18 protein-coding genes, 1 tRNA gene, 2 rRNA genes and 5 pseudogenes (1 of these 26 running past the window's edge) are annotated in these 24,925 nt (G+C 56.4%); 15 read left to right on the top strand and 11 right to left on the bottom strand.

The genetic code is table 11. From position 1 onward, the window contains the following. The 9 genes from K3557_RS00265 to K3557_RS00305 all read left to right on the top strand — a co-directional run. Positions 1-1,737 (top strand): 23S ribosomal RNA (locus K3557_RS00265) (it extends 1,107 nt beyond the left edge of the window). A 212-nt stretch (positions 1,738-1,949) separates the two neighbouring features. Next, a 5S ribosomal RNA gene (rrf, locus tag K3557_RS00270) occupies positions 1,950-2,064 on the top strand. A gap of 46 nt (positions 2,065-2,110) precedes the next feature. Next, a tRNA-Met gene (locus K3557_RS00275) sits at positions 2,111-2,187 on the top strand. A gap of 324 nt (positions 2,188-2,511) precedes the next feature. Continuing rightward, positions 2,512-2,913, top strand: coding sequence for a hypothetical protein (locus K3557_RS00280; protein WP_259996632.1), 402 nt, complete (start codon positions 2,512-2,514; stop codon positions 2,911-2,913). A 29-nt stretch (positions 2,914-2,942) separates the two neighbouring features. Beyond that, the gene (gene tnpB, locus K3557_RS00285) at positions 2,943-3,284 is read left to right on the top strand and encodes an IS66 family insertion sequence element accessory protein TnpB (RefSeq protein WP_259996633.1); all 342 of its coding nucleotides are present in this window, start codon (positions 2,943-2,945) and stop codon (positions 3,282-3,284) included. A 1-nt stretch (position 3,285) separates the two neighbouring features. Beyond that, positions 3,286-4,380 carry an AAA family ATPase gene (locus K3557_RS00290; protein ID WP_259996638.1) on the top strand — a complete coding sequence of 365 codons (1,095 nt, stop codon included), beginning with the start codon at positions 3,286-3,288 and terminating at the stop codon, positions 4,378-4,380. 163 nt (positions 4,381-4,543) lie between these two features. Continuing rightward, on the top strand, positions 4,544-4,924 hold the full coding sequence (locus K3557_RS00295; RefSeq protein ID WP_259996649.1) for a transposase: 381 nt from the start codon (positions 4,544-4,546) through the stop codon (positions 4,922-4,924). Beyond that, entirely contained in the window at positions 4,918-5,271 is a 354-nt protein-coding gene (tnpB, locus tag K3557_RS00300; protein WP_259996652.1) for an IS66 family insertion sequence element accessory protein TnpB, read from the top strand. The genes K3557_RS00295 and tnpB (K3557_RS00300) overlap by 7 nt, the downstream gene beginning before the upstream one ends. A gap of 54 nt (positions 5,272-5,325) precedes the next feature. Further along, entirely contained in the window at positions 5,326-5,658 is a 333-nt protein-coding gene (locus tag K3557_RS00305; RefSeq protein ID WP_259996653.1) for a transposase, read from the top strand. Positions 5,659-5,815: 157 nt separating this feature from the next. On the opposite strand, the gene K3557_RS00310 is transcribed toward K3557_RS00305, so the two are convergent. The 6 genes and pseudogenes from K3557_RS00310 to K3557_RS00335 form a co-directional block, all read right to left on the bottom strand. After that, a complete protein-coding gene (locus K3557_RS00310) occupies positions 5,816-6,703 on the bottom strand; it encodes a DMT family transporter (protein ID WP_259996655.1) in 888 nt (295 codons plus the stop codon). Positions 6,704-7,128: 425 nt separating this feature from the next. Then, positions 7,129-8,348: pseudogene (locus tag K3557_RS00315) on the bottom strand (IS91 family transposase). Positions 8,349-8,360: 12 nt separating this feature from the next. Beyond that, positions 8,361-9,250: pseudogene (locus K3557_RS00320) on the bottom strand (tyrosine-type recombinase/integrase). 169 nt (positions 9,251-9,419) lie between these two features. After that, a complete protein-coding gene (locus tag K3557_RS00325) occupies positions 9,420-9,995 on the bottom strand; it encodes a recombinase family protein (RefSeq protein WP_259996657.1) in 576 nt (191 codons plus the stop codon). A 450-nt stretch (positions 9,996-10,445) separates the two neighbouring features. Beyond that, on the bottom strand, positions 10,446-11,513 hold the full coding sequence (locus tag K3557_RS00330) for an IS110 family transposase (protein WP_259996669.1): 1,068 nt from the start codon (positions 11,511-11,513) through the stop codon (positions 10,446-10,448). An 88-nt stretch (positions 11,514-11,601) separates the two neighbouring features. Beyond that, positions 11,602-11,979: a helix-turn-helix domain-containing protein gene (locus tag K3557_RS00335; protein ID WP_259996671.1), complete on the bottom strand. Its 378-nt coding sequence runs from the start codon at positions 11,977-11,979 to the stop codon at positions 11,602-11,604. Between the two features lie 124 nt (positions 11,980-12,103). On the opposite strand from K3557_RS00335, the gene K3557_RS00340 reads away from it, so the two are divergent. After that, complete coding sequence (locus K3557_RS00340; RefSeq protein WP_259996673.1) at positions 12,104-13,015, top strand: PLP-dependent cysteine synthase family protein; 912 nt, start codon at positions 12,104-12,106, stop codon at positions 13,013-13,015. A gap of 412 nt (positions 13,016-13,427) precedes the next feature. Here K3557_RS00340 and K3557_RS00345 read toward each other — a convergent pair whose 3' ends face one another. Continuing rightward, positions 13,428-14,447: a helix-turn-helix domain-containing protein gene (locus tag K3557_RS00345; protein WP_259996675.1), complete on the bottom strand. Its 1,020-nt coding sequence runs from the start codon at positions 14,445-14,447 to the stop codon at positions 13,428-13,430. A 140-nt stretch (positions 14,448-14,587) separates the two neighbouring features. On the opposite strand from K3557_RS00345, the gene K3557_RS00350 reads away from it, so the two are divergent. The 5 genes and pseudogenes from K3557_RS00350 to K3557_RS00375 all read left to right on the top strand — a co-directional run. Next, a complete protein-coding gene (locus K3557_RS00350; protein WP_259996678.1) occupies positions 14,588-15,676 on the top strand; it encodes a hypothetical protein in 1,089 nt (362 codons plus the stop codon). A gap of 290 nt (positions 15,677-15,966) precedes the next feature. Beyond that, positions 15,967-16,468: pseudogene (locus K3557_RS00360) on the top strand (DUF932 domain-containing protein); the annotation flags it as partial. Between the two features lie 205 nt (positions 16,469-16,673). Further along, positions 16,674-17,408 carry a GTPase gene (locus K3557_RS00365; protein WP_259996682.1) on the top strand — a complete coding sequence of 245 codons (735 nt, stop codon included), beginning with the start codon at positions 16,674-16,676 and terminating at the stop codon, positions 17,406-17,408. Continuing rightward, the gene (locus K3557_RS00370) at positions 17,405-18,055 is read left to right on the top strand and encodes a hypothetical protein (RefSeq protein ID WP_259996684.1); all 651 of its coding nucleotides are present in this window, start codon (positions 17,405-17,407) and stop codon (positions 18,053-18,055) included. Before K3557_RS00365 ends, K3557_RS00370 begins: the two co-directional genes overlap by 4 nt. A 144-nt stretch (positions 18,056-18,199) precedes the next feature. Continuing rightward, positions 18,200-18,604 (top strand): annotated as a pseudogene (locus K3557_RS00375) (ParB/Srx family N-terminal domain-containing protein); the annotation flags it as partial. A 542-nt stretch (positions 18,605-19,146) separates the two neighbouring features. Here K3557_RS00375 and K3557_RS00380 read toward each other — a convergent pair. From K3557_RS00380 to K3557_RS00395, 4 genes and pseudogenes are all read right to left on the bottom strand, one after another. Next, positions 19,147-19,368, bottom strand: a pseudogene (locus K3557_RS00380) (integrase); the annotation flags it as partial. 546 nt (positions 19,369-19,914) lie between these two features. Next, on the bottom strand, positions 19,915-20,259 hold the full coding sequence (locus K3557_RS00385; protein WP_259996686.1) for a copper-binding protein: 345 nt from the start codon (positions 20,257-20,259) through the stop codon (positions 19,915-19,917). Positions 20,260-20,294: 35 nt separating this feature from the next. Continuing rightward, positions 20,295-23,474, bottom strand: a complete 3,180-nt coding sequence (locus K3557_RS00390) for an efflux RND transporter permease subunit (RefSeq protein ID WP_259996696.1) — start codon at positions 23,472-23,474, stop codon at positions 20,295-20,297. Beyond that, entirely contained in the window at positions 23,471-24,763 is a 1,293-nt protein-coding gene (locus K3557_RS00395) for an efflux RND transporter periplasmic adaptor subunit (protein ID WP_259996698.1), read from the bottom strand. The genes K3557_RS00390 and K3557_RS00395 overlap by 4 nt, the downstream gene beginning before the upstream one ends. Between the last annotated feature and the right edge of the window lie 162 nt (positions 24,764-24,925).

Raw genomic sequence — 24,925 nt, forward strand, 5'->3', positions numbered from 1 at the left:
AGCCATCCTTTAAAGATAGCGTAACAGCTCACTGGTCTAATCAAGATGTCTTGCGGCGAAGATGTAACGGGGCTCAAGCCATGAGCCGAAGCCGAGGATGCACATAGTGCATGGTAGCAGAGCGTAGTGTGACATAGTTCCATGCGTCCTTATCTTCCTCCGGGAAGAGTTGGACGCAAGGAGCTTTCGATGAAGCGGGCCTGTGAGGGATCCCGTGGAGAGATCACTAGTGAGAATGATGACATGAGTAGCGACAAAGAGTGTGAGAGACACTCTCGCCGAAAGTCCAAGGGTTCCTGCTTAAAGCTAATCTGAGCAGGGTAAGCCGGCCCCTAAGCCGAGGCCGAAAGGCGTAGGCGATGGGAACCACGTTAATATTCGTGGGCCAGGAGGATGTGACGGATTGTGAAGGTAGTTCATCCTTATCGGATTGAATGGGCTGCTGATCAGTCCCTGGAAATAGCCCTCCATCAGACCGTACCCTAAACCGACACAGGTGGACAGGTAGAGAATACCAAGGCGCTTGAGAGAACGATGTTGAAGGAACTCGGCAAAATACCTCCGTAAGTTCGCGAGAAGGAGGCCCGGGTCCTACGCAAGTGGAATCCGGGGGCACAAACCAGGGGGTGGCGACTGTTTATTAAAAACACAGGGCTCTGCGAAGTCGCAAGACGACGTATAGGGTCTGACGCCTGCCCGGTGCCTGAAGGTTAAAAGGAGGGGTGAGAGCTCCGAATTGAAGCCCAGGTAAACGGCGGCCGTAACTATAACGGTCCTAAGGTAGCGAAATTCCTTGTCGGGTAAGTTCCGACCTGCACGAATGGCGTAACGACTTCCCCGCTGTCTCCAACATCGACTCAGCGAAATTGAATTGCCTGTCAAGATGCAGGCTTCCCGCGGTTAGACGGAAAGACCCCGTGCACCTTTACTACAGCTTCGCACTGGTATCAGGATTGTGATGTGCAGGATAGGTGGTAGGCATCGAAACCGTGACGCAAGTCGCGGTGGAGCCTCCCTTGAGATACCACCCTTCGCACTCTTGATATCTAACCGCGGTCCGTTATCCGGATCCGGGACCCTGCGTGGCGGGTAGTTTGACTGGGGCGGTCGCCTCCTAAAGAGTAACGGAGGCGCGCGAAGGTTGGCTCAGAGCGGTCGGAAATCGCTCGTTGAGTGCAATGGCAGAAGCCAGCCTGACTGCGAGACTGACAAGTCGAGCAGAGACGAAAGTCGGCCATAGTGATCCGGTGGTCCCGAGTGGAAGGGCCATCGCTCAACGGATAAAAGGTACGCCGGGGATAACAGGCTGATACTGCCCAAGAGTCCATATCGACGGCAGTGTTTGGCACCTCGATGTCGGCTCATCTCATCCTGGGGCTGGAGCAGGTCCCAAGGGTACGGCTGTTCGCCGTTTAAAGAGGTACGTGAGCTGGGTTTAGAACGTCGTGAGACAGTTCGGTCCCTATCTGCCGTGGGTGTAGGATACTTGAGAGGAGTTGCCCCTAGTACGAGAGGACCGGGGTGAACGAACCACTGGTGGACCTGTTGTTGCGCCAGCAGCAGTGCAGGGTAGCTATGTTCGGACAGGATAACCGCTGAAGGCATCTAAGCGGGAAGCCCCCCTCAAAACAAGGTATCCCTGAGGGCCGTGGAAGACCACCACGCCGATAGGCCGGAGATGTAAGTGCAGCAATGCATTCAGTTGACCGGTACTAATCGCCCGATAGGCTTGATTTGATCCAGTAACAGACAGTGTTACCGAAAATCCAAACAAGCAAACACATCCCAAAATACAAACGCTTGGACAACGTTGATTGTACTGCCTTCCGCTCGTGGAAACGTCTCGTGACGTAACTGGGGTGCGGTCTTTCGCGTATTTGCTCTGCAAACACGCTGCCGACCGCAAACCAAGAAAATCCACTTGCCGGAGGCAAGTGGATTTTTCTTGGTTTGGTGGCTACAGCACAAGTGAAACACCCGGTCCCTTCCCGAACCCGGAAGTTAAGCACTGTCGCGCCGATGGTACTTGGGCTCAAGCCCTGGGAGAGTAGGTCACCGCCAAACCTAGTAAAATCCAAATATCTCTCAATACGATCTCAAACAAACCTGACGCGGGATGGAGCAGCCAGGTAGCTCGTCAGGCTCATAACCTGAAGGTCGCAGGTTCAAATCCTGCTCCCGCAACCAACACTAATTCGACAGATATATCAAAGGCTTCGGATCTACCGTCCGAGGCCTTCTTCGTGTTCACCCCTTCCGCACCCGCCGCAAGATGCAATAGACCCGCCAGATCGCCCTCAAGGGTCAGATCCAGGCCAGCGCCCTCCGCCGCTGGCGTCAGCACGATCCGCTCCACCAATGCGCGCAGTGCCTCCTTGGCCTCTTCCATGCCTGCGGCGGAACCAAGGTTCCGGATCAGCGTAAGCGTTGCATCCAACCCCCTCGATGGCATCTAAACCCGTTCAACTACCCAGTGATATGTAGGCCTCCAATCCACAGCAGGAGGCAAACATGTCGAAACATGAGGTTTGGGGTTTCACCATTGAAACATCCCCTTCAGGCAAGAATATCTGGCCCATTGACCTGAAACGGGAAGCAACCCGGCGCATCCGGGAAGACGGCCTGTCTCCCGGCGACATCGCCGCGGAACTGGGAGCCCATGAATGCCTCGTTCGCAAGTGGTGGGTCGCTGACCGCCGCAGCCGAGGCGAGCATATCGCGGTCCAAGGCCCTGCGTTCGCCGAAATCAGGATGGCCGAAGAAAGCCAGCCTCCTTCGGCCCCGGTCGAAACTCGCGGCACACCACCTGGATTTGCGCGTTTCCACTGCGGTGCGCTGTGTTTTGAGTTCCCAGTTAGCATACCCGAAGCCGATTTATTGAAACTCATTCGGGTTGCCGGTCAAACCTCATGATCGCTCCGTCAAACTCATTCAAGATTTACTTGGCGACCACCCCCGTCGATTTCCGCAAGGGCATTGACGGTCTCGCCAACTACGTCATGAGCAACTTCGAGCTCGATCCGTTTTCAGGTGCCTTCTTCGTGTTCCGATCCAAGGGGCGTGACAAGATCAAGGTGCTTATGTGGGACGGTACTGGCCTGGTTCTGATCTACAAGCGCATCGAAGGCGCTGGTTTCATCTGGCCTAAATTGTCGGATGGGACAATGACCCTGACGAAGGCTCAGTTCGAGGCCCTGTTCGAGGGGATAGATTGGCGCCGGGTCGCTTCTGCGCCGTATCACCGTCCCGCTCTCTTTCAAAACCAGCATGCCGAGGTTCAATAGAATGCCATTGATACCCTTCATTGATATCCGTTTTTTCCCGCCTGAGGAAACCAGAGAAAGCCTGGAAAAGCGTTTCACCCGGCATCTTCGGCTGTTGAGGTGCGGGCTCGTAGCCGCTTTCAGATCTGGCAATCACCCGCTGCCCGAAGGTGATGCTGATAAACTGCTGTCGGTAAAAATCACGCACATTGACAGGATCCGCGTTCAAAGACGCGCCGGAAGGATCATTGAACGCAGGCAGGCTGCGTCCGGTCTCGCTCATCTCGTCAGAGCTGACCGCGAGCGCCTCACGACGCTGCATGACGGAGTCAATCTCGTGGAAATACCTACCGAGCATCGTGCTGATGAAATTGCGGCGGCGCTGCATGAAGAAATGCCATGGATGGGCGCCGCGACCGAGCAGATATGGCACGCGATGCGGAGGTCGGTTCGAGACGGAACGGCAGGGCTTCGCTTGCCACCTATTTTGCTTGATGGACCGCCTGGGATTGGAAAGAGCTTTTGGGCCCGCCGTCTGGGTGAATTGCTGTCGGTTCCAACGACAGTGATCGAAGCTACCAATGAGAACGCATCTTTCGGAATCGTTGGCTCACAGAAAGGCTGGAGTAATGCCGCTCCCGGCCGAGTTCTGGAAACCATTCTTCAATCTCGGGTCGCGAACCCGGTGGTTGTCGTTGACGAGGTCGAAAAAGCTGGCACCGCGAAATCTGTATCAGGACGAGCGTTTGGGCTGACCGAGGCCTTGCTGCCCCTCCTTGAGCCTATGACGGCGCAAAACTGGAGCTGCCCATACTACCAAGTGAAATTCGACATGAGCTGGGTGGCATGGGTGCTGACCTCGAATGACTTCCGGAGCCTGCCCGAGCCTCTTCTAAGCAGATGCCCGCCAATCCGTTTGCGGCATCTGACACAAGCTGAGCTGGTGAAATTTATTCGCCGCGAGGGTCATAAGAAGGGCATTGATGACACAGGGATTGAAGCTGCCGTGGAAGCGTTCACCCGCGCAGGAGGAAAGGACCAAAGTATGAGTTTGCGAACCGCAGCGCGTGTAATCCAGCGCGCATACGATCTGGAACGGCACCCAATTTTGCATTGATCGCTATTTGGATGCTTGTGCGGCTTCGCTGCTGTAGCGAGATGCTTCGTAACCGGCGTCTGCGCCCCACGTTGTAGCGCCCATCCCGTGCTGCGAGATCTTGCACATCTCACAGTGCGGAGTGCGTTTCGCAATGTGCGCTACAAATTCGTTTCTCAAATCGTTGGGCGTCGAGATCTACGCGTCGGGTCACCGTCGGTGGCCGGATGGCGCCAAGGCCCAGGCGGTGGCGGATACGCTCGAGCCGGGTGCGACGGTGAATGGCGTGGCCGCGCGGTATGGGGTCTTACCAAACCAGCTGTCGGCCTGGCGCCGACTGGCGAAGCAGGGGAAGCTGGTGTTGCCAGCGGCGGAGCTGGACGAACCGGTCTTCGCCCCGCTGGTGGTCTGCGATGTTCCGGAGGTGCAGCCGGAGCCGGACATGGCCGCATCAGAAGAGATGATCCGGATCGTCTGGGGCGAAGTCAGGATCGAGCTGGCGCCGGGCACGCCCGCAATCCGGATCGCCGAGATCGTGCATGCGCTCGGAGCCACGCCATGCTGATGCCCTCGCAGGGCGTGCGGATTCTGGTGGCGACGAAGCCGGTGGATTTCCGCAAAGGTCATGACGGTTTGGCGGCGCTCGTGCAGTCAGCACTGGCGGAAGATCCGTTCACCGGCACGGTCTTTGTGTTCCGGGCCAAGCGGGCGGACAGGATGAAGATCCTGTTCTGGGACGGCAGCGGACTTGTGATGGCTTACAAGCGGCTGGAGGAAAACAGCTTCACTTGGCCTGCCATCCGCGACGGGGCGATGACGCTGAACCGTGCCCAATTCGAAGCGCTGTTTGCCGGGCTGGACTGGCGGCGGGTGCGGTCCCTGGAGGCGCGCCGCCCGGCTGTGGCAGAGTGACTCGGGCAGCCGAAAGCCTGCGTCCAGAGAGGCAGACCAGGGTATGCTCCGGACATGTCCAGCACCCCGCCCATCGACCTTTCTGCCATTCCCGAAGACCAGCGTGACGCTGTTCTGGCAGTGCTGCGCGAGCGGGATGCGCTTCGGGAGGCCAATAAACGCCTGGAGCACCTCGTTGCCGAGCTGAACCAGGCCGTGCATGGCAAAAGGTCGGAGAAGCTGAGCGAGGACGAGCGGCAGCTGGCCTTCGAGGATCTCGAGACCGCGGTGGCCGAGGTCGAGACGCAGCAAAACACGCAGACATCCACCGGTCCGGCGCCGCGCAAGCCAGCCCGCCGCAACCGGGGCAATCTGCCCAAGGACCTGCCGCGGATCAAGCCAGTCTAAAGCGGCTGAAGGAGCCAACGCTCACTTCGCGAATGACATTCTGGCCGGTCAGCTCCCGGACGCCATCAGGAAGCGGAAACACCGACTTCGTAGAGAACCAGGACCCCGAACGGCAAAAGAACCCGCACTTGACGATCCCGCAAACAGAGAGCTGCTTTCAACGGCGCATACTGTTCAGGACCAATCCCAGCACAACAAAGCTGCCACCCCAAAGATGGTAGGTTTCAATCCTCTCACCCAACAAAAGAACGCCAAGCGCACCTCCAAAGAACGGGACCAAATTGTTGTATGGGGCCGCGATAGAAGGTCCGACACGCCTTGTTCCCCAATTCCAAGCAAGGAACGCTAAAATGGAAGGGAACAGCGCGAAATAAACCATCGACCATGCAACTAAGGGGGTGTCGGGCATCGGAACAATACCTCCGCTTGCAACCGCTAAAGCAGCCAATACCAAACTGCCTATCACCACCAGCACACCGAGAAATGACACTTCTGATAAGCCCGCAGGTTTCAAAGGCAACGACACGCAATATCCGGCCCACGCGAGTGCGGATACGATTGCCCAAATATCACTACTTGCGATCTGGAACGCGAAGAGAGCCTCTAAACTTCCCCTGAATACCAAAACAAGCGCGCCCAGTAGGCCAAACAATACTGCCGCTGCACCAACCAATCCAACCCGTTCTTTCCAGACAAAGGACGAAATCAGCACGATCAAGACTGGCGCGACGGAGAGATAAAGGGATGCGTTAAGTGCCGTAGTCTGAGCGACAGCCATAAACAGCGTCGCTGGATACACGACGACGCCCAATGCTGAAATCAGTGTCAGGCGCGGTAGGTTCGCTCGGATAATTGACCCATGCTGATCCCATTTTAAAATTAGATAGGCAGCGAACAGAACCGAGCCCGGTCCCCACCTCCAAAGAGTGAGCCAAAGGGCCGATCCTTCGCTCAAGCCAAATCGGCCAACCGCATAGGAACCGCCCCATGCAAGACATGCAAAAACAAGAAAGAGATGTGCGGCAATAGATGAGTTGTTGGTCATACGCCGCAGATACCAGCCTTTAGAAGAACATGGCATAGTGAAGTTGTTATTTAATGCCGACCTTGATGCGAACTTTGCGAAGGGCAACTATGTCTAAGATTTTTCGATGCGGGCCAGTTGGTTAGGTTGGGCTTGGCGGGGTGGCCCGCGTTGACAAATCTGACAAGGTGGAAGCCGCGGGATGTGTATGCTGCGCTATGGGGAAAGCGCAGGCATCCGCCATGGATATTGGTGGAATTTTCGCGGGGTTTGCTGAGCTTGGGCGATTGGCGGCACGGCCTTTGGGGCAGTGTCTGGAAACTTCGCGGGTCTTGCCGGGGCGGTTTTCATCGTCTTGAGCTGCGAGCACGAGCGTAGGCCAAAGCGCACCGTTGGCCAGCATGGGAAGTTTCTGATCTCAGAGTGGTTGTGAGACGGGCTTTTCATCATGCGGCCTGCAATCTTGGCGGTACCCGGGATCGCGGAACCTCGCCGCTCCGGAAGGTTTCGATGATGCGCATGGGTCCGCCGCAATCGGGGCATGGTTCGCGCAGGGTCAGGGGTTCTTTGAGGCCGTCTTCTGGCTGGTCCGGTTCGCCAGAGCCCGCCGTTCCGAGAACCGCGCGGACCCGGGCGACTTTCTCTTTGCGACCACTGCCCGCGAGGAAGCCATAGTGCCGGATGCGGTGGAACCGGCCGGGGAGGACATGGATCAGAAAGCGGCGGATGAACTCGTCGGTTGAGCCGCATCACCTTCATCCGGTCCCCGCGCTTGATCCCGTGATCCTTCCAGCGGAACGCTACGGTGTCGGCGTCAGCGCTGACCAGGCGATGGTTTGAGATCGCCACGCGGTGTGTGTACCGGCTCAAATAGGCAAGCACCGCCTCCGGACCACCGAAGGGCGGTTTGGCATAAACAACCCAGTCGATCTTGCGCAGCGGGGCCGGCCATTCAGCGAAGGCGGGTGCGTCTGCCAATCCCACAGGATCTCCGAAGAGTCTCAAGTGCCCGGCACCGTGCAGCGCCATCAGCCCGTCCAGAAACAACCGCCGGAACAGCCGCGACAGCACGCGTGCATGCAGAAAGAATCCGGGCTTGCACGCGACCCACCGGGTGCCGTCCGGCGACAGGCCGCCACCCGGGACGATCATGTGGATGTGGGGATGATGGGGCCACGCCGGAGGCGTGCTTTCAGCACGACGCCGAGCCCCAGGTGTGCAGCACGCTGGTCAAGCCGACACGGGCGCCGAGGCGCTTGGGATCGGCGGCGATTGTCATGACCGTTTGAGCGGACGCTTTGAACAGCAGGCTATAGAGTGCCCGCTTGTTCCAGAGAGCAATCCGCGCAATCTCGGCCGGTAGTGTGAAGACCACGTGGAAGTACTCCACGGGCAGAAGGTCCTCGGCGCGTGCTGCCATCCAGTCTCGCGCCGCTGGTGCCTGAAACTTCGAACAATGCCGGTTCTTGCAGCTGTTATACGCAATATGCTGGTGGTTGCACTTGGTGCAGGCCGCCACATGCCCGCCGAGCGCCCCCGTTCGGCAGGCTTCAATCGCTGACATGGCCTTCAACTGCGCCAGGTTCAGATGCCCGGCATTGGCCCGCCGATAGGCAGGATCGTGGGTTCGAAAGATGTCAGCAACCTCCAGCTTCGGGCGCGGCACTGCCCGCGCGCGTCACTCGGACCTTCGGTCCCGGAGCTGCGCCAGCAACTCGTAGGGGCTATCGGTGTCGCGGATCAGCTTGGTCGCGACATGGGTGTATTGCGCCGTCGTGCTCAGCTTGGCGTGCCCAAGCAGAACTTGAATGACCCGCACATCTGTTCCGGCTTCTAGCAGGCGGGTTGCGAAGCTGTGGCGCAAACTGTGCAGCGTGCTCCTCGGCTTCTTGATCCCAGCCAGATGCTTGGCTGCGCTGAAGGCACGGTGCAATTGGCGGGGTGAGAGCGGATTGATCCGGGGTTTGCCTGGAAAGAGCCAGCCATCCGGCCGCGCCTCGCGCCAATAGTCGCGCAGAAGCGCCAAAAGGCCAGGCGGCAGCATGACCTTGCGATCCTTGCCGCCGTTGCCTTTCTCGTGCCTTTCTCGACATGGATCAGCATCCGGTCACTGTCGATATCGGTGACCTTGAGATTGCAGACCTCCGACGCCCGGAGCCCGGTGCCATAGGAAATGCTCAGTGCAGCGCGGTACTTCAGCCCCGGGCCGGGCGCGACCTTCAGCAGCTCGAACACCTCTTCGGCGCTGAACACGACCGGTAGCTTCCTTGGCTCCGTGCGGTAGTGCAGGCATTGCTTCATCTCCGGGCGCTGGCATGTCATCTCGAAAAAGAACCGCAGCCCGACAAGCCGCACATTGTAGGTCGAAGGGGTGACATTCGTGTTCACCATATGCAGCTGGTAAGCGCGCAGGTCTTCGGGCGTTGCAGTATCCGGCGATCGGCCAAGAAACTCGGCAAAGTATCGAACGGCCCTGATATGCGCTTTCTGCGAACTCTCCCCGAGCCCTTTGATCCGCATATCTTCGATCATCCGCTCTCGAAGCGGTGTGGTCTTTGTGTCCGCCATGGGACCCTCCTGTCTGTTGATTGAGAGACCCCAATCGTCAAACAGACACGCCCATTCCCAAAATCTCAGTCGTCAGATCATCCCGCAACGGTATCACCGAGCGCCCCTGCCGCGGTAGCGGCTTCGTCCTTGTTCGCGTCTTTCCAGTTCGATCATAACGCATCGAAGGTCAGGTCTGTGTCCGTTTCAGGGTCCGATAAGCTGTAGGTCTGGACACGGAAAACACCTCAGCCAGGTCGCTGATGGAGTAGTCTCCGGTGGCGTGCATGCGACGGAGTTCTTTCTGCTGCTTCTCTGACAGCTTGGGCTGTTTGCCACGTAGCTTGCCCTTGGCGCGGGCGATAGCCATGCCTTCACGGGTCCGCATGCGAATGAGATCGGACTCAAATTCGGCAAAGGTCGCAAGGATGTTGAAGAACATCTTTCCCATCGGGTCAGAGGGATCGTACACGGACGCGCCAAGGGCGAGCTTAACGCCCTTCGCCTCGAGCTGATCCGCAATGAGGCGCGCATCCGGGACGGAACGGGCCAATCGGTCCAATTTAGGCACGGTAAACGTGTCCCCCTCTCGAACAGCGGCCAAAGCCTGATCGAGACCTGGACGAGCGCGGTTGGTTCCAGTCAATCCGTGGTCGGTGTAAATGCGCGCCGGAGTCACTCCGAGGCTTTTCAATGCCTGCTTTTGCGCAGTGAGATCCTGTCCATCAGTGGAACAGCGGGCATATCCGATGAGCTTGTTTTTCATGGCCGTACTGTACGTATACGGCCTTTCATTGCAATTATCACCGTACCACTTATATGAGACAGCCTTGAGGCCTATTTATCTGAACTTCAATTCATCTTCAAAACTGACCGCTGAGCGATCCCCTTACTGACGCCAGCTTCAGAGGTACCCCTCAGCCCGATCAAGACGGGTCGCACAAATTCATGCATCGCGCAGAAAATCTGGAAAGAACCCAATGTATGTACCGGCTGCTGTTCGCAAGTGAGATATTGGCGTGGCTTGCGGAAGTCGCTGGTATGTATCCGGCCTGTTTGTCGGCTCGCGGGCCATGGCCATTTTGGGTTACGCACGCGCCGTGGTCTCATTACTGTCCAGACCGATGACGATCATTTGGGCTCTCAGACTCTGGGGGCGTAGTGTCTCCGTTCCATGCTTTTCTCCTTCGCGAACTCCTTTGGGACTTGAGGCGCTTCAGATGGCGCCCAAAGCCTCGTCTCTCTGGACCGCATACTTCGATCCGTGGCGCAGAACGCTCCATGCGGTGCGGGCCAGCTTGTTGGCCAATGCAACTGCGGCCTTGTTGCGGGGCATGCGTGCCGTGACGCCCCTCAGCCAATCCCCCAAGCCCACGGCATCCCAGCGGTGTGGACGCATCAAGATGACATTGGCAGCCTGCACTAACAACATGCGTAAATACCCATTGCCGCGCTTGCTGATCCGACCAAGGATGGTCCGCCCACCTGTGCTGAACTGGCGCGGCACCAGACCTACCCACGCTGCAAAGTCCCGACCTCTGTCAAATACCTCGCCCTTGCCAATGGCCGCAACGATCGCCGTCGAGATCAGTGGACCGATCCCCGGAATGGTCATGATGTTGGCGCTGTTTTCTTCTGACTTGCTGATCTCTTCAACCTCTGAGGAGATTGCATTGATCCGTTCATCAACCCAGAGCCAATCGCCATAGAGCCCCATCAGGATGGAGCGCATACGGGGTGAGATTTCATCGCGCCGGTTTTCCAGGATCGCCTCAAACGAGCTCTGCAACCTATGCCGTCCCGCCCGCACGGTGATGCCTTGCTCAATCAGGAACGCCCGGATTTGATTGATCGTGGCGGTGCGGCGTGCCACCAGTCTTGACCGCACTCGGTGCATTGCCTGCAGGTCCAGTTGATCCTGACTTTTCTCGGTAACGGCCCGCAGGTTTGGTCTCATTGCTGCTTCTGCGATTGCCTCGGCATCATTGTAGTCGTTCTTTTGCCCTTTATTGAATGGCTTCACATAGATCGCTGGAATGATCCGGGGTTCGAAGCCAAGCTCTCGCAGCATGCGGCTAACAAAATGCGCGCTCATGCAGGCTTCCATACCAACGATGCAGTGAGGAAGTTTCTCAAACGTCGACTTCAACGCCAACCGCTTAATTTTCTGGCGCAAAACGCGCTGACCTGCGTGGTCAAAGCCGACCAGATGGAACGTGTCTTTTCCGATGTCGACGCCAATGACTGCAACCTCGTCGATATCTTCAGGGTCCTTCGATTTCATAGCCACTTCTCCTGTTTGCAGAAATAGGCAAAACCTAAACTGCTGGGTGAAGCAGCCGGTACATCCCAAAGTGACCTTGGTTAGAAACTCAGGTCGAAGCGTAGGCGACTGTCTCGCCAAGGTTTGGATCGAACAATCCGCCACCTAAGTGCTCGTGCCCCCAATTCATGACCGCCGACAAAGCTGGCTCCAAGGCTCTCCCCCGCTCGGTAAGCAAGTAACGGTATCGGACGGGTCTGTCCTGATAGGCCTCCCGCTCCACCAGCCCCCAGTCCATCAGCCGCTTTAGACGCTGAGACAGTATGTTTGGGGGCAGGTGTTCCTCGCTGTTCTGCAATTCCTGGAACGTATGCCTTTTGTGCCACATCAGGTCTCGCACTACCAGAAGGGTCCACTTGTCACCAAGGATCTCAAGGCTGCGAGCAATCGAGCAGCGGGAGCGGAATTCATGCTCTGTTTGGGCCATGTCGTCCTCATCTAAGCTATCGACTTGGTCAATTTAGCCCAGTTACTTAAAAAATGGAAGTTTGACTCATCGCATGACTTAATTTATGGAAGTCACTTCTGGAAATCCGCGAAAGGCTCCTCAAATGAACGCCATCGGCAATACCCCCTTCATCAAGCTTTCTAACCTGACAGGACCCGATCACGCCGACATTTATGTAAAGTGGGAAGGGGCCAATCCAACTGGCAGCATGAAAGACCGTATGGCTATGTCGATGATCGAAGGCGCCGAGCAGCGGGGGGAGTTGAAGCCGGGCGGGCGCGTCGTTGAATATACGGGCGGCAGCACCGGAAGCTCGCTGGCGATGGTCTGTGCTACCCGCGGATATAAGGCCTGCTTTGTCTCTTCGAACGGGTTCTCCGAGGAAAAGCTGCAAACCATGCGGGCGTTTGGTGCCGAGGTGGAAATCGTCCATGCAGAGGGCGGCGTGCTAACTGCGGATGTGATCAACCGGATGATCGCCCGCGCAAAAGAACTTATCCATGAGCCGGGCACCTTCTGGCCGGATCAGGTTAACAACATGGACAACAAGCTGGGGTATCACGGCATGGCGCAGGAAATCCTGCGCCAGATGAACGGCCCGGTGGATGCTTTCGTCATGGCAGCAGGAGGTGGCGGCTGCATTTCTGGCACCGCCGAGATCCTAAAGGCGCATAATCCTGACAGCGAGATAGTCGCCGTAGAGCCCTATTACGTGCGCAATATCTCAGGAGGTGATACAAGTGGTACGCATAAGCTTGAAGGGATTGGCCTGTCTTTCGTACCGAAGATCCTGCGACGTGACCTGATTGACGATGTCATTCCGGTGAAGGACGAAGATGCCTATTGGGGAGCCCGGGCGCTCGCCCACAAGGAAGGATTGCTTGGAGGGGTGACATCAGGTGCAAACATCTGGGCGGCGCTGCAAAAGGCCAAAGAGCTTGGACCGGGCAAAACGGTTGTGACCGTGATCATCGACACCGGCCTGCGTTATTTGAACGATGATCTGCATCGGTGACGGGACCTAACCATCACTTTGTTGGTGGCAGCAATGTCCGCTCCTCGATGGTCGATCCCGGTCGCGGCGAACAGGCGATTTGGATTTGGCCGAAATTTACACCGTTGAATGACCGCAATCGGGACTTTGCTGCCATTGCCCTTCCAGTTGTTTGCTGACGCAGCATTCTATTGCAGATGCGGCACGCTCATCGCTGCGATGCAGCCGATGTCGCCAGACCGGTCATTTAATGCCAGTCTGAGGCGCGAAATTCGAACCGCCCTTTCGCTGCAACCACGACCGACTAACGAGGAGCGGGACGAAGCGTCAATTCGCTGCGGCTGCGCCAATGGCTGCTGTTGCTCGGCGGATCAACGCCCTCCACGCACCGATAGGGTTCATTATGCCAACTATCGAGCGGCAAGCCCAGTTGTCATCCGATCGCCGCGTCGTACTCGCTCCAGTCAGTTATGATTGGCTCTCCGTTGATAAGGTGCCTCAGAATATGTTGTGGAAGAATAAAATTCTCGAAAACCGATGGAAATCGTAGCTCCGTGGCTTCAATCCTTTGACCAAATTGGAGGTTTCCGTCTTCCAGGAACTTCTTGGGGACATAGGCTGAGGTGTATTTCCATTGGTCTACTCTGCTCGGAAAGTCCATCTTGAACATGGGTGAATCATAGAAAAAATTTTTTCGAAAGAAGTCCCCGGGCCAGTGAAAGCATTCAAAACCCCCAACGGAGAGCATGCATTTGGTGAGTTCGTCAGAGATCGGTGACCCTTTAGGTACCCTGTTGGACAGCCAGAGTAGGGATGAGCTTACAATCGAAAAACAGAACCAATAAATTGCTTGGAAAGCTGATCGCGAACCGATTGAACTGCTGATCCAATAGTTGTTTAAGATTAGGAGAACTCCATCCTGTAGGAAACCATCAAAAATAGCTAGCTGCTTTGTTACATCGATATTCTCTTCCTTTGATATCACATATTCCCTTATGGAAACGAATTCTTCTGAGAATTGGACCTTCAGCTGTTCCTCCCGGATCGACAATTCTCCAATACGTGCCATGAAGGCCTCGCCCGAAAATGCATCGAGAATGGAGATCAGATGTCTCGGACTTAGTTGGCACCCTACTCCGATTTTGATTGGAATTTCTGTACCTCTGATGCTGTCCGATGGGTACAGCCGCTCTTGAATCTGGTCTGCCGTGAGGATTGGGATGTCTGCAGGAGAAATCTCGAGGACTGAAGTGATTTTCTTTACAGTTTCCGGTTGAGAATTGAGAATTTTCCCCCGCTCAAAATCTGAAATGTAACCCTTCCGGCTCGCGTTCGAAAGTGCGGCCTCAGCCAACGCTTCTTGGCTCCACCCTAAACTGTTTCTGCGCTTGCGGACTAAGTCCCCAAGTCTTTTCACATCGAAGTTTCGGCGATCTATATTTGGTTCATTCATAGTGAAGCTTTATATTTTTCAGAAGTTTAAGCCTGGGTGGAACTTCGATGGAACCTTGAAGTAACGACGTTTCTAGCCCCGTCACCCATAACACTATCACACGGCTGCGCAGTCGTCCTTTCAATCAAATGGAGGGCGATATGAAACGCCAAAACCTGAGTGTGAAGGCACTCGCAAAAGAACTCACCAAGCTGTTCGCGGTGGCAGTTCTGTCAACAATCATGACTTTGTCTGTGGGCAATTTCAAACCGCAAAACCCTACTGACACAGTGGGCGAAAGGGTTGAACTGATCGAAACCGGAGCTGCTATCGTTGAGATGGGAACCTTCGAGGAAGACCCCTTTGCCGAAGTCCGTGGACTGCTGGGCTATATCCGAAGGTTCGAGAGTGTGGGCGCTGCAACTTCGCAGGGTGTACAGTCAGCCTATCAAGTGGTCTACGGCGGCATCGCCGCTACGGATCGGCCCACTGAAGCCCTCACCAGCATGACCGTTGCTAAGGTGCTGGCATGGCAGGATAGCATCGATGCTCGCTATCCTAGTGAAGCGGCGGGTGCTTACCAAGTGATGGAGGATACTCTTCGCGGGCTTGTAGACGCGGGTCAGATTGATCCTGATGCGATCTTCAACGAGGCAACCCAAGACTATGTTGCAGAACTGCTGATGAAACGTCGTGGCCTGTCAAAGTTCGTTACGGGCGAGATTTCGACTGAAGAATTTGCCGACAACCTCGCTCGCGAATGGGCCAGCTTCCCCGTCGTTCGTGATCAGCAAGGGGCAAAACGCTATGTCGAGCGCGGCCAAAGCTACTACGCGGGCGACGGGCTGAACAAAGCACATGCCGATCCCGACGAGTTTCTGAGCATCGTTGAGCGTATCCGTGTGACCTCCACAGAATTGCCGGAGGACACGACGACAGCCGCCTCGAAAGCGCCTGAACAAGTGACGAAGCGGCGTGAACCTTCCGAGAATGCATCCGAAACAGGAGCCGTTACGCTTGGCGCAACAAAGTGGGCAGATGGTCCGATCGAGATTAGTGGTCAATTCGACTTTGTAGACCAATATGGTTGGAACATTTTGAGCAATGCTGAGTATGTGTTCGAATCCGACATCTATGAAATCGGGGGCTCCGCGACATATGAGAAAGATGACCTGTCGTTCTCTTTCAGTGGTGCGCATGACGCGGGCGACAACACGGAATTTAGCGCGGAAGTGGAGTATCGCTTCTGATCAAGGTCAAAAATCTTTGAGCGGGCACCTCTCAACGGGGTGCCCTCCATTATATGCTACCGCAGCCGTGAGATCGTTGTGTGAGCAACGCCCATGTCCTTAGCAATGGCTCGGCAACTATCTCCACCCGCCAACCGCTCAAGGGCGACTTCGCGTCGATGGCCTTTTCAAGCTGTGGCCTGGCTTTCGCCGATCTGGCAGTAGCCTTCTCTCGGAAAATTCAATCCACCCCGACCGCGTTCAACGCCCCAATCTGACGGTCGAGACTCTGAGCTTGTGTGGACACTCTCGGGCTGCTGCCCGATGGCTCGCCGGACCTCTATTTCCGGGGGTTCTACTGCTGGAATTCCGAGGTGGGCACCAAGACGCTCGGCATCGCCAGCTTCTACCTGCGCGCGGTCTGCCAGAACCGCAACCTGTGGGGCGTCGAAAACTTCCAGGAGATCACCATCCGGCACTCGAAATACGCCGCCTCGCGCTTCGCTCACGAGGCCGCCCCGGCGCTCAGCCGCGTCTTCGCCGGCGCACTTCATCGATGGCATCCGTACGGCGCGCGAGAAGATCGTCGCACGGACGGACGACGACCGTCATGACTTCCTCAGAAAGCGCGGGTTCTCGAAGGCGGAGACGGGGCGGATCGTCGAGACGGTGCGGGCCGAGGAAGGCCGCCCGCCCGAGAGCGTGTTCGACTTCGTGCAGGGGATCACGGCGGTCGCCCGGTCGAAGCCGCAGCAGGATACGCGGCTGGTTATGGTGGGGAAGGCGAAGGCGTTGCTGGAGAAGGCGGTTTAGGCGATGCTGGCGGGAGCCAGCCAGGCTTCCAACTCCCGCCGAACCAACCGTGTTGTCTATTGTTTGCGACGGCTATAGCTTGCGTACGAGCAGTGTTAGATAGCTTCCGTGGTCAACAAAGAATAAACAGATGCCTAAAAGACAATGGAAAACATGGCCAAAGCAGACCGCTAGTGAATTAAATTAAATCGGCGGCGTCGTAGGCGTGGGTGGAATTATTCTCGGAGGAGTGGGTGCTGTTCTTGCGGCACCGATAGCACTTGGGGCCGGCGTACTTCTTGCCGCGGGTGCAGTCGGCTACGCCGGAGTGAAAGCGTTCCCAGAAAAGTTGGTGGACCCAAAACAGATTGTGGGCAACCGCCTATCTTCTATCGGTGAGTTGGAAAAGCTCTCCGATAGCATCCCAAGAGTGGGAATTGTCGGTTCTAGCAGTTCTGGGAAGAGTACGTTGGTCGAAAAGCTAATGCAAAGCGCGAATGCTCCCGAACCAACTGCTGATGTCTACATCGCGATACTGCGATCAGGCGGAGCAAATCCGAAGATTTTTGCCTTGATTGACGGCGCCGGGGAAGAGTACCCGCAACAGTTCTCCGTCGCTGAAGCTGCTGACTTGCTTTTTATAGTGCTGGATCACAACGAGGGTGATTCTGACGCAACAATCAAGAAAACCCGACTCGATGACCACCGAAGCTTCATTAAACAGCTTACAGCTTTCTTAAAAGGAAAGTCATTTGCAGATCAGTTTGTTATCCTTCTGAATAAGAACGACAACTGGGGGAGATCAGCAAACGCTAGTGATTTCGAGTCTTGGGGCCAGGAGGTAAAAGCTGACCTTTCGGAAGTTGTACAAGGCACGCGAATTTTTGTGCGGGGGCATAGTAATTGGGATGTGGACTGCGTGAACCAGTTTTGGACTGAAGCTGAGGAGAAGACCCAATGAAAAACCTTACTCAGTCATACAATCCAATTCCGATTAAGAACTCTCCGATTGAATTTATTCTTATTGGTATGGATCAAGGATATTTTCGCCCAATCGTTATTTCTGATAATTGTGGTTTGGACCTCTTGGGGTTCGCGGCTTCGAGAAGCTATTCTTCGAAGTTTGAAATTGATGAAAGCGTGACGTCATCGTTGCTCAGTGCATGGCGCAAGGCTGAAGATAGTTTTATCCACCAGTTCGTTGAACTGAATATCTCTGCGCCGATAGGTGATGAAGTAGAGGAAATCCGGTCTTCAAAAGTCTACTTTTACTGGAAGGGAGTTCGGCTTCCTTCCCACGCGATCGACGAAGTGCGCCGGATTGCCGAGATTAATTTCAGTATTATTATCAACGAACTGTATGGAGCGAAGGCCGGTGGGAGCTCGAGCGATCGGCGCATTGAAAGGGAGATGGAACGTGGGAAATTTGACGGTTTCCTTGGCTGGCATGTGTCACCAGTTGTTCGAATTGTGAACTACTTCAACGTTCGGAAACGCCGTACTCGCGACCTAAGCCGGATCGTTTTGACAATTTATCTTTTTCTTGTGCTTGCCATGGCTGCTGCCGCAGCAAGCTATTTCTTTGAAAGGGTGATAACGCTCCCCTGATAGTGCCCTAAAAGTTGGGAGACAGAAGTTTCGGTTTTTCCGGGTTTCCCCACGGTTTTAGAGTGAGGGGGATGCCGGGTTTTCCGTGATGGGTTTTGAGGTCGGGAGAGAGGCTCCCGGCTGGCCTGTAGCGGAGATATCCCGATGACCAAGCAACAGAAAATCACCCTCAGCGCCTCGCGCGACATCCCCTTCAACAAGCTGATGCTCAGCCAGTCGAACGTGCGCCACGTCAAGGCGGGTGTGTCGATCGAGGAACTGGCGGAGGACATCGCGCGGCGGACGCTGCTCAGTTCCATCACCGTGCGGTCCGTGCTGGACCAGAGCGGCGCCAAGACCGGCATGTACACGATCCCCGCCGGCGGGCGGCGGTTCCGGGCGCTGGAGTTGCTCGTCAAACAGAAGCGCATGAACAAGACCGCACTGGTGCCCTGCATCGTGCGCACAGACGGGCTCGCCGAGGAAGACAGCCTCGCCGAGAGCGTCCAGCGCGCGCCGCTGCACCCGCTCGACCAGTTCCGCGCCTTCCAGACGACGCGCGAGAAGGGGGCGTTCCCAACAGCCGACCTTCCTGTAACGGCAGCTAAGTCCCGCACTGCGGTACTTCGCCCTTAAAAAATACCGCACGATGCATGAACGGCAGCAATGCGAAAGCTGCGCTGCGGCGTTCCGCCAGGCTTAAGCAGACAACCAGGTGTGATTTGCAGGATTCTGCAAAGGGTGCTTTCTGCGCACAGCGGACTTAAGAGAAAACTAGACTGCGCTTGCAATGGATGGCGGCTGGCAACGTAGCCGCCAGTTATCGGGCTCCAATGAAACAGTGTCCAAATCCTGCTCCCGCAACCAACGTTTCCGACCAAGCCTCCGCAAACAGCGGGGGCTTTTTCGATTCAAGGCCCCCCAAAGCCATGATCCCCGCCAATTCCCCAACAAGTTTAAGCTGATGGCCGCCCGGCGCAGCACTGTCGGGAACCATCCGCACCTCCGAAATCAGCGCCCGCAGCGACGCCGTCGCCTCCCGCCTCACTTCCGGTGCATTCAGAGCGCCAGCAAGATCCCCGATCAGCTCCCGGTACCGCGCCGACATCTTTGACCAGATCAGCAACCGCCAGTTTCACCAGATCGCATCCTCGCAGTTTGCTGTCGATAGCCACGTTGAAAAGCGCAAGATCGCGCAGGTTGCCCGCCAGTTCGAGCCGCGCACGGATCGCCCAGACCTGTTTTGGCAACAGTGGTCGTTTCTGGCCGATGACCCGGCCCTTGTTCCAGGCTCTTTGTTTCGGGGTGACAGCGGGAAGTTAGACTCTTGGCATAGTGCGCCCTCCAATCCTCCCGCCAAACCCAGACATCAGCACCGTGCTGACACCTGAATTTTACAGGCAGTTTGAATGGCCGTTGTCTGGTTGCCTGTTCTTTGGGACACGCCGCAGACGCATTCGGCAGCTGCGAGCCCATAGCGGTCTTTATCGCGTGCCAACTCTTCGCAAGGGCAGCACGACGCGAGCCGCGCTAAGCGGCCATTGCAAGACCCGTCTAGGAAAGGCGGCTGACTGGAATTTCCGACCAATCGCCGTAGCTGCAATAGACGCGAAAAGGAACGGCTGTCTCAGGCCCGGCGAGCGGGAAGCTGACACTCTACAACGCGCTATACGCTACTAGCCTTCAAGTAGAAATCAGTCTTCTAAGCGTAGAGGGATGCGCGAAGAGCTCTCAATACCATCTTCGCGAGGATTGCTTTGATGATTAGGTCTTTGCGGTTAAAATTTTGGTTTGTAAAGAAAAATGGAAAAGTTGCAGCCCCGCATTGTGCAGTTTTTGCGAGTGGCAGAGACAATGTCACCTGCCACTCACCTTTCTTCTTACTCAGGCATGATAGCGCCGATCTCGTACATTCCGTTTTTGTTCTTGATCAGCATCAGCGTGACCAAAGCACCGTCTGATATGTCACCCATCATTTGAACATTTGAGGCTAGAGTGAGATCCATTGTCATTGCAGGCCAACCGATTTCAGGGATCGGCTCGTGGCTGACGTTTGCAGAGTTTTCGTCAATCGAATTGATGGTCGCCTTTGTATGAACAGCACCTTCCATTTGAGCATCGCTCATCCCCATGTTGGAATGGTCCATAGTGCTATGGCTCGTCTGAGCGGAAGCAATTGGTGCAGCCAAAAGCGAGGCGGCAAGGGTTACAGCAAGTTTTTTCATTGAATTGTCCTCTTGGGGTGATTTCACATTTCTGACTATTCTGCCGGTACTGGTGATGCCTCTCGGCCGGGTTCCTGCAGCAGGGTTCGGTTGACCCGGGTAAGAGCCAATCGCTTCCAGATCACAAAGATTGAAGGAATGACGAAAAGGGTTAGCAGCGTGGCAGTCGCCATCCCGCCTACCATCGGGGCTGCAATGCGCTGCATGATCTCCGAACCGGTGCCTTGGCCATACATGATCGGAATTAGACCGGCGAAGATTGTCGCAACCGTCATCACTTTGGGGCGTACTCGTAGAAGTGCGCCTTCGAATACCACCTCTTCGACATCATCGGTTGTCAATTTGCGCTGTGCCTCAGCCGCGAGGTTTTTTCGCTTTTCCCAAGCTAGATTGAGATACAGCAGCATAACAATCGCGGTTTCAACCGCGACACCGGCCAGCGCAATGAACCCCACCAGAACAGCGACAGAGATGTCGAAGCTCAAGTACCACAGGAACCAGACACCTCCTGCGAGGGCAACCGGCAACGCGGCAAGGATGATCCCAACCTCGATTACTCGATTGAAGGCCAAAAATAGCATCAGTGTGATGATAAGCAGCGTGGCCGGCGCTACCAGCTTCAGCCGCTCCTGCATGCGCTCAATGTACTCGTACTGACCGGACCATGTGATCGAGTAGCCAGGCGGCAATTCCACTTCGTCGACGACCAGTCGACGGGCTTCGGTTACGTAGCCTCCCAGATCCCGGCCCGCGATGTCGATGAAGACAAAACCAGTGCGGCGTGCGTTTTCAGACCGGATCATACCGGGCCCATCCACCACTTTAACCTCTGCTAGGTTGCCAAAGGGGATATGCGCACCGGACGGTGTGACCACCGGAAGGTCGCGCAGGCGTTCGGGGCTGTTTCGCCACTCCTGGGGGTAGCGAAGGTTTATTGGAAACCGCTCGAGACCTTCCACGGATTCCGACACCTGCATCCCGCCGATGGCGGTCTGAACGACATCCTGCACTTCACGCACGCTCATCATATAGCGCGCAGCGGCATCGCGGTTGACGTCGATCTCCACAAAGCGTCCTCCAACTGGCCGCTCTGCATAGGCTGATGCCGTGCCGTCGATACCTGCAACCACGCGCTCGATATCGACACCAATCTGCTCGATGACGCTCAAATCAGCGCCGGAGATTTTGACGCCGACGGGTGTCTTGATCCCTGTGGCAAGCATGTCGATGCGGTTCTTAATCGGCTGAATCCAGACGTTGGTCACACCAGGAATTTGCACGGCGCGGTCGAGCTCGCCGCGTATGCCTTCCATCGTCATGCCCTCGCGCCATTCGGATTCAGGTTTCAGCTGAATCGTCGTCTCGATCATTGTGAGCGGAGCGGGATCCGTGGCGGTATCGGCGCGTCCAAGCTTACCATGCACCGTCGCGACCTCAGGGACCGTAGCAATCAGCCGGTCAGATTGCTGCAGCACTTCGCGTGCCTTGCCGATGGAAACACCGGGATACAGTGTCGGCATGTAGAGGAAATCGCCCTCGTTCAGCTCTGGCATGAACTCGGTTCCGATACGCTGCAGCGGCCACCACATGGAAGCGACGAGCACACCGGCAAGCAACGTCGTGGCCCAGGGCCACGCGACAGCAGCATCCAGAAAGGGCCGATATATCCAGATCACGATACGGTTCAGAGGGTTCTTGTGCTCCGAAAGAATCCGGCCGCGCACAAAGTACCCCATCAGAACTGGTACCAGCGTGATGGAAAGGATCGCCGCCGCTGCCATTGCGTAGGTCTTTGTGAAGGCCAGCGGCTTGAAAAGCCGCCCTTCCTGGCTTTCCAGAACAAAGACCGGCAAGAAGCTCACGGTGATGATTGCCAGGGAAAAGAAAAGTGCTGGCCCTACTTCGGTTGCGCATTCGGTGACGAGGCGCCAGCGGTTCTGATTGGTCAGCTTTTCCTTCTCTAGCCTTCGATGCATGGCTTCGATCATGACGATGGCCGCATCCACCATCGCGCCGATGGCGATGGCAATCCCGCCCAAACTCATGATGTTGGCATTCACCCCCTGCAGCTTCATGATGATGAAGGCGGCAAAGATGCCGAGAGGCAGTGACAGAAGGATCACCAGGGACGAGCGAATGTGCAGCAAGAAGGCTGCACAGACCAGAATGACAACGATAAATTCTTCGGTCAGCTTTGTTTCGAGATTCTCGATTGCACGCTCGATAACGCCCGCGCGGTTGTAGGTCGTGACAAGCTCAACGCCTTCAGGCAGGTTTGCCCGCAACTCTTCGATACGCGCCTCAACAGCCTTGATCGTGGCCAGGGCGTTCCCGCCCCACCGCAGGATGACGACACCGCCAACGGCATCGCCTTCGCCGTTAAACTCCCCGACGCCGCGCCGCATTTCCGGCCCAAGGCGGATGTCTGCCACGTCGCCAACTGTCAGTGCTGCACCGCGTTCGTTGACCATAAGCGGTGCTTTGGCCAGGTCCGCCAGTTCATCAACATAACCAGTAGAGCGGATCATGAATTCCGCCTCGCCCATTTCGATCACAGAACCGCCGGTCTCGCGGTTGGCGTTTTGAATGGCACTGCGGATTTGCGGCAGGGTGACGTCAAAGGCTCGCAGTTTGTTCGGGTCCACAACGACCTGATACTGTTTGACCATCCCGCCTATGGTTGCGACCTCGGACACACCATCGACGGTTTGCAGCTCATACTTTAGAAACCAGTCTTGGAGTGTCCGCAGCTGGGCCAGGTCGTGCCCGCCTGTCCGGTCAATAAGCGTATATTGATAGATCCAGCCGACACCGGTTGCATCCGGCCCGAGCTGGGGCGAAACCCCTTCTGGAAGGTTCGCAGTAATCTGACCCAGATATTCGAGAACGCGGGTGCGAGCCCAGTAAAGGTCCGTGCCGTCCTCAAAAACGACATAGACGTAGCTGTCGCCGAAAAAGGAAAACCCCCTCACGTCACTGGCTCCGGGCACAGAAAGCATGGCAGTGGCAATGGGGTAAGTGACCTGATCTTCAACGACCTGGGGGGCTTGCCCGGCATAAGGCGTGCGGACAATGACCTGAACATCCGACAAGTCGGGAATAGCATCTACGGGAGTTTCGCGGACCGCCCAGACACCGATCACGCCCATCATGACTGCAAGTGCTAGAACTACGAAGCGATTTGCAACAGAAGCCCGTATTACAGAAGCGATCATTGAGTCACCTCAACCGGCTTTGTGCCTACCAGGGTCATTGAGAAGTCTGCATTCTGGGTGAAAAGCAGAGTCACTTCTTGTCCATCCGGCAATCCAGTTAAGTCGAGGGCTGGATCAATCGAGAAGTCCATGGTCATTCCCGGCATGCCAATCTGCGTCACTGGACCGTGGGTGATGTTCACCGTCCGCGTTGCGGAGTCGACACTATTGATCTTGCCCAACACCTCCATCGGCGGTGAGACCGTTTCTACCCCGGTGAGCACCATGGTCATGCCGCTCGGCCGCGCAAAGGTCAGCGCCACTTCTTTGCCGACCGGAAGGCTGGTAATTTCCAGCTCTTCACCCACTTGGAAATTCATGGTCATGCCTGGCATGCCAATTTCCATGATAGGGCCGTGAGTTATCGTGACCATGCGGGTTTCCGCGTCGACCTGGTCAATGGTTCCTGAAACGAGAACCTCTGAAGCTCCCTCGGAGGTGTTTGGCTCATTGGTCTCTGGAGGTGTGTCTGCAATGGGCTGGGAGCCTGCAGCCCGGACAGCGGTAATGGTGAACATCCCGTCATCACTTTTTGAGAGATCGAACTCGACTGGCACATCCAGGGGTACTTCGGCAGTGTCTAGGCCTGCCACTGGCATATCCATTTGCATTGCAGGCCAGCCGAGTTCCGGAATAGGTTCATGTGAGAGCGACAGCTTTCCGTCCGTTGTCACGCCACTCACAATGCCGGTGCCTGTGGCAGCAACACCGTCGTCTGGACCAAGCTCAATGAGCCCGAGCAGGCCATCTGCTCCACGAGACAGCCGAAACGACACCTGTTGACCTTCAGCCAAACGCGAAAGAGAAACATCAGCCCGGATCGGGAAACTAGACGTCATTTCCGGCCAGTCGAGGCTGTCCAGGGCTCCGTGCCGGATCTGTGCGGTCCGGGCCTCAGGATCCAGCGCAGCCAGCTCGCCTGATCCACGTGCAGGGGCCTCGTCAGTCGGCGCCATGCGCATGAGCCCGGCGCTCAGTGCGCTTTCGCTGTCGATCAGGAATTGGGCCGAGGCAACAACCTCTTCCCCCGGCGCCAGCCCTTGTGCGACTTCTGTCCGCCCGCCGCCGCCGAAATTGTCACGCAGCCCCGCGGTGATGAGGCGGGGTTTGAAAGTGCCGTCGCCGGTTTTCAGTATCACCCGTTCTGCGGCGCCGGTTCGGATAACAGCCTCGGTCGGGACCGTGAGCGCCATGCGGTTTTCTGACGGGATCAGGCTGACCGTGCCGAACATGTTCGGGCGTAGCAGCATGTCGGAGTTGTCAAATTGCAAGCGAACGGGAAGAGTCCGGGTTACTGCGTCAAGTTCAGGCTCGGATGCTTGACCGACTGCAGAAGCGGACCTTCACAATGGGCCCTGGTTCGGAACCTGACTGGCCGACATGCAACACGGTTGGCAGTTGACGCGTGCTGG

The organism is Leisingera sp. M523 (assembly GCF_025141335.1).
Classification (GTDB): Bacteria; Pseudomonadota; Alphaproteobacteria; order Rhodobacterales; family Rhodobacteraceae; genus Leisingera.

Excerpts from the sequence above, each read along its gene's own strand:
- K3557_RS00280 (WP_259996632.1), top strand. The coding sequence starts at position 2,512 with ATGTCGAAACATGAGGTTTGGGGTTTCACCATTGAAACATCCCCTTCA.
- K3557_RS00290 (WP_259996638.1), top strand. The coding sequence starts at position 3,286 with ATGCCATTGATACCCTTCATTGATATCCGTTTTTTCCCGCCTGAGGAA.
- tnpB (WP_259996652.1), top strand. The coding sequence starts at position 4,918 with ATGCTGATGCCCTCGCAGGGCGTGCGGATTCTGGTGGCGACGAAGCCG.
- K3557_RS00305 (WP_259996653.1), top strand. The coding sequence starts at position 5,326 with ATGTCCAGCACCCCGCCCATCGACCTTTCTGCCATTCCCGAAGACCAG.
- K3557_RS00310 (WP_259996655.1), bottom strand. The coding sequence starts at position 6,703 with ATGACCAACAACTCATCTATTGCCGCACATCTCTTTCTTGTTTTTGCA.
- K3557_RS00325 (WP_259996657.1), bottom strand. The coding sequence starts at position 9,995 with ATGAAAAACAAGCTCATCGGATATGCCCGCTGTTCCACTGATGGACAG.
- K3557_RS00330 (WP_259996669.1), bottom strand. The coding sequence starts at position 11,513 with ATGAAATCGAAGGACCCTGAAGATATCGACGAGGTTGCAGTCATTGGC.
- K3557_RS00335 (WP_259996671.1), bottom strand. The coding sequence starts at position 11,979 with ATGGCCCAAACAGAGCATGAATTCCGCTCCCGCTGCTCGATTGCTCGC.
- K3557_RS00340 (WP_259996673.1), top strand. The coding sequence starts at position 12,104 with ATGAACGCCATCGGCAATACCCCCTTCATCAAGCTTTCTAACCTGACA.
- K3557_RS00345 (WP_259996675.1), bottom strand. The coding sequence starts at position 14,447 with ATGAATGAACCAAATATAGATCGCCGAAACTTCGATGTGAAAAGACTT.
- K3557_RS00350 (WP_259996678.1), top strand. The coding sequence starts at position 14,588 with ATGAAACGCCAAAACCTGAGTGTGAAGGCACTCGCAAAAGAACTCACC.
- K3557_RS00370 (WP_259996684.1), top strand. The coding sequence starts at position 17,405 with ATGAAAAACCTTACTCAGTCATACAATCCAATTCCGATTAAGAACTCT.
- K3557_RS00385 (WP_259996686.1), bottom strand. The coding sequence starts at position 20,259 with ATGAAAAAACTTGCTGTAACCCTTGCCGCCTCGCTTTTGGCTGCACCA.
- K3557_RS00390 (WP_259996696.1), bottom strand. The coding sequence starts at position 23,474 with ATGATCGCTTCTGTAATACGGGCTTCTGTTGCAAATCGCTTCGTAGTT.
- K3557_RS00395 (WP_259996698.1), bottom strand. The coding sequence starts at position 24,763 with ATGCTGCTACGCCCGAACATGTTCGGCACGGTCAGCCTGATCCCGTCA.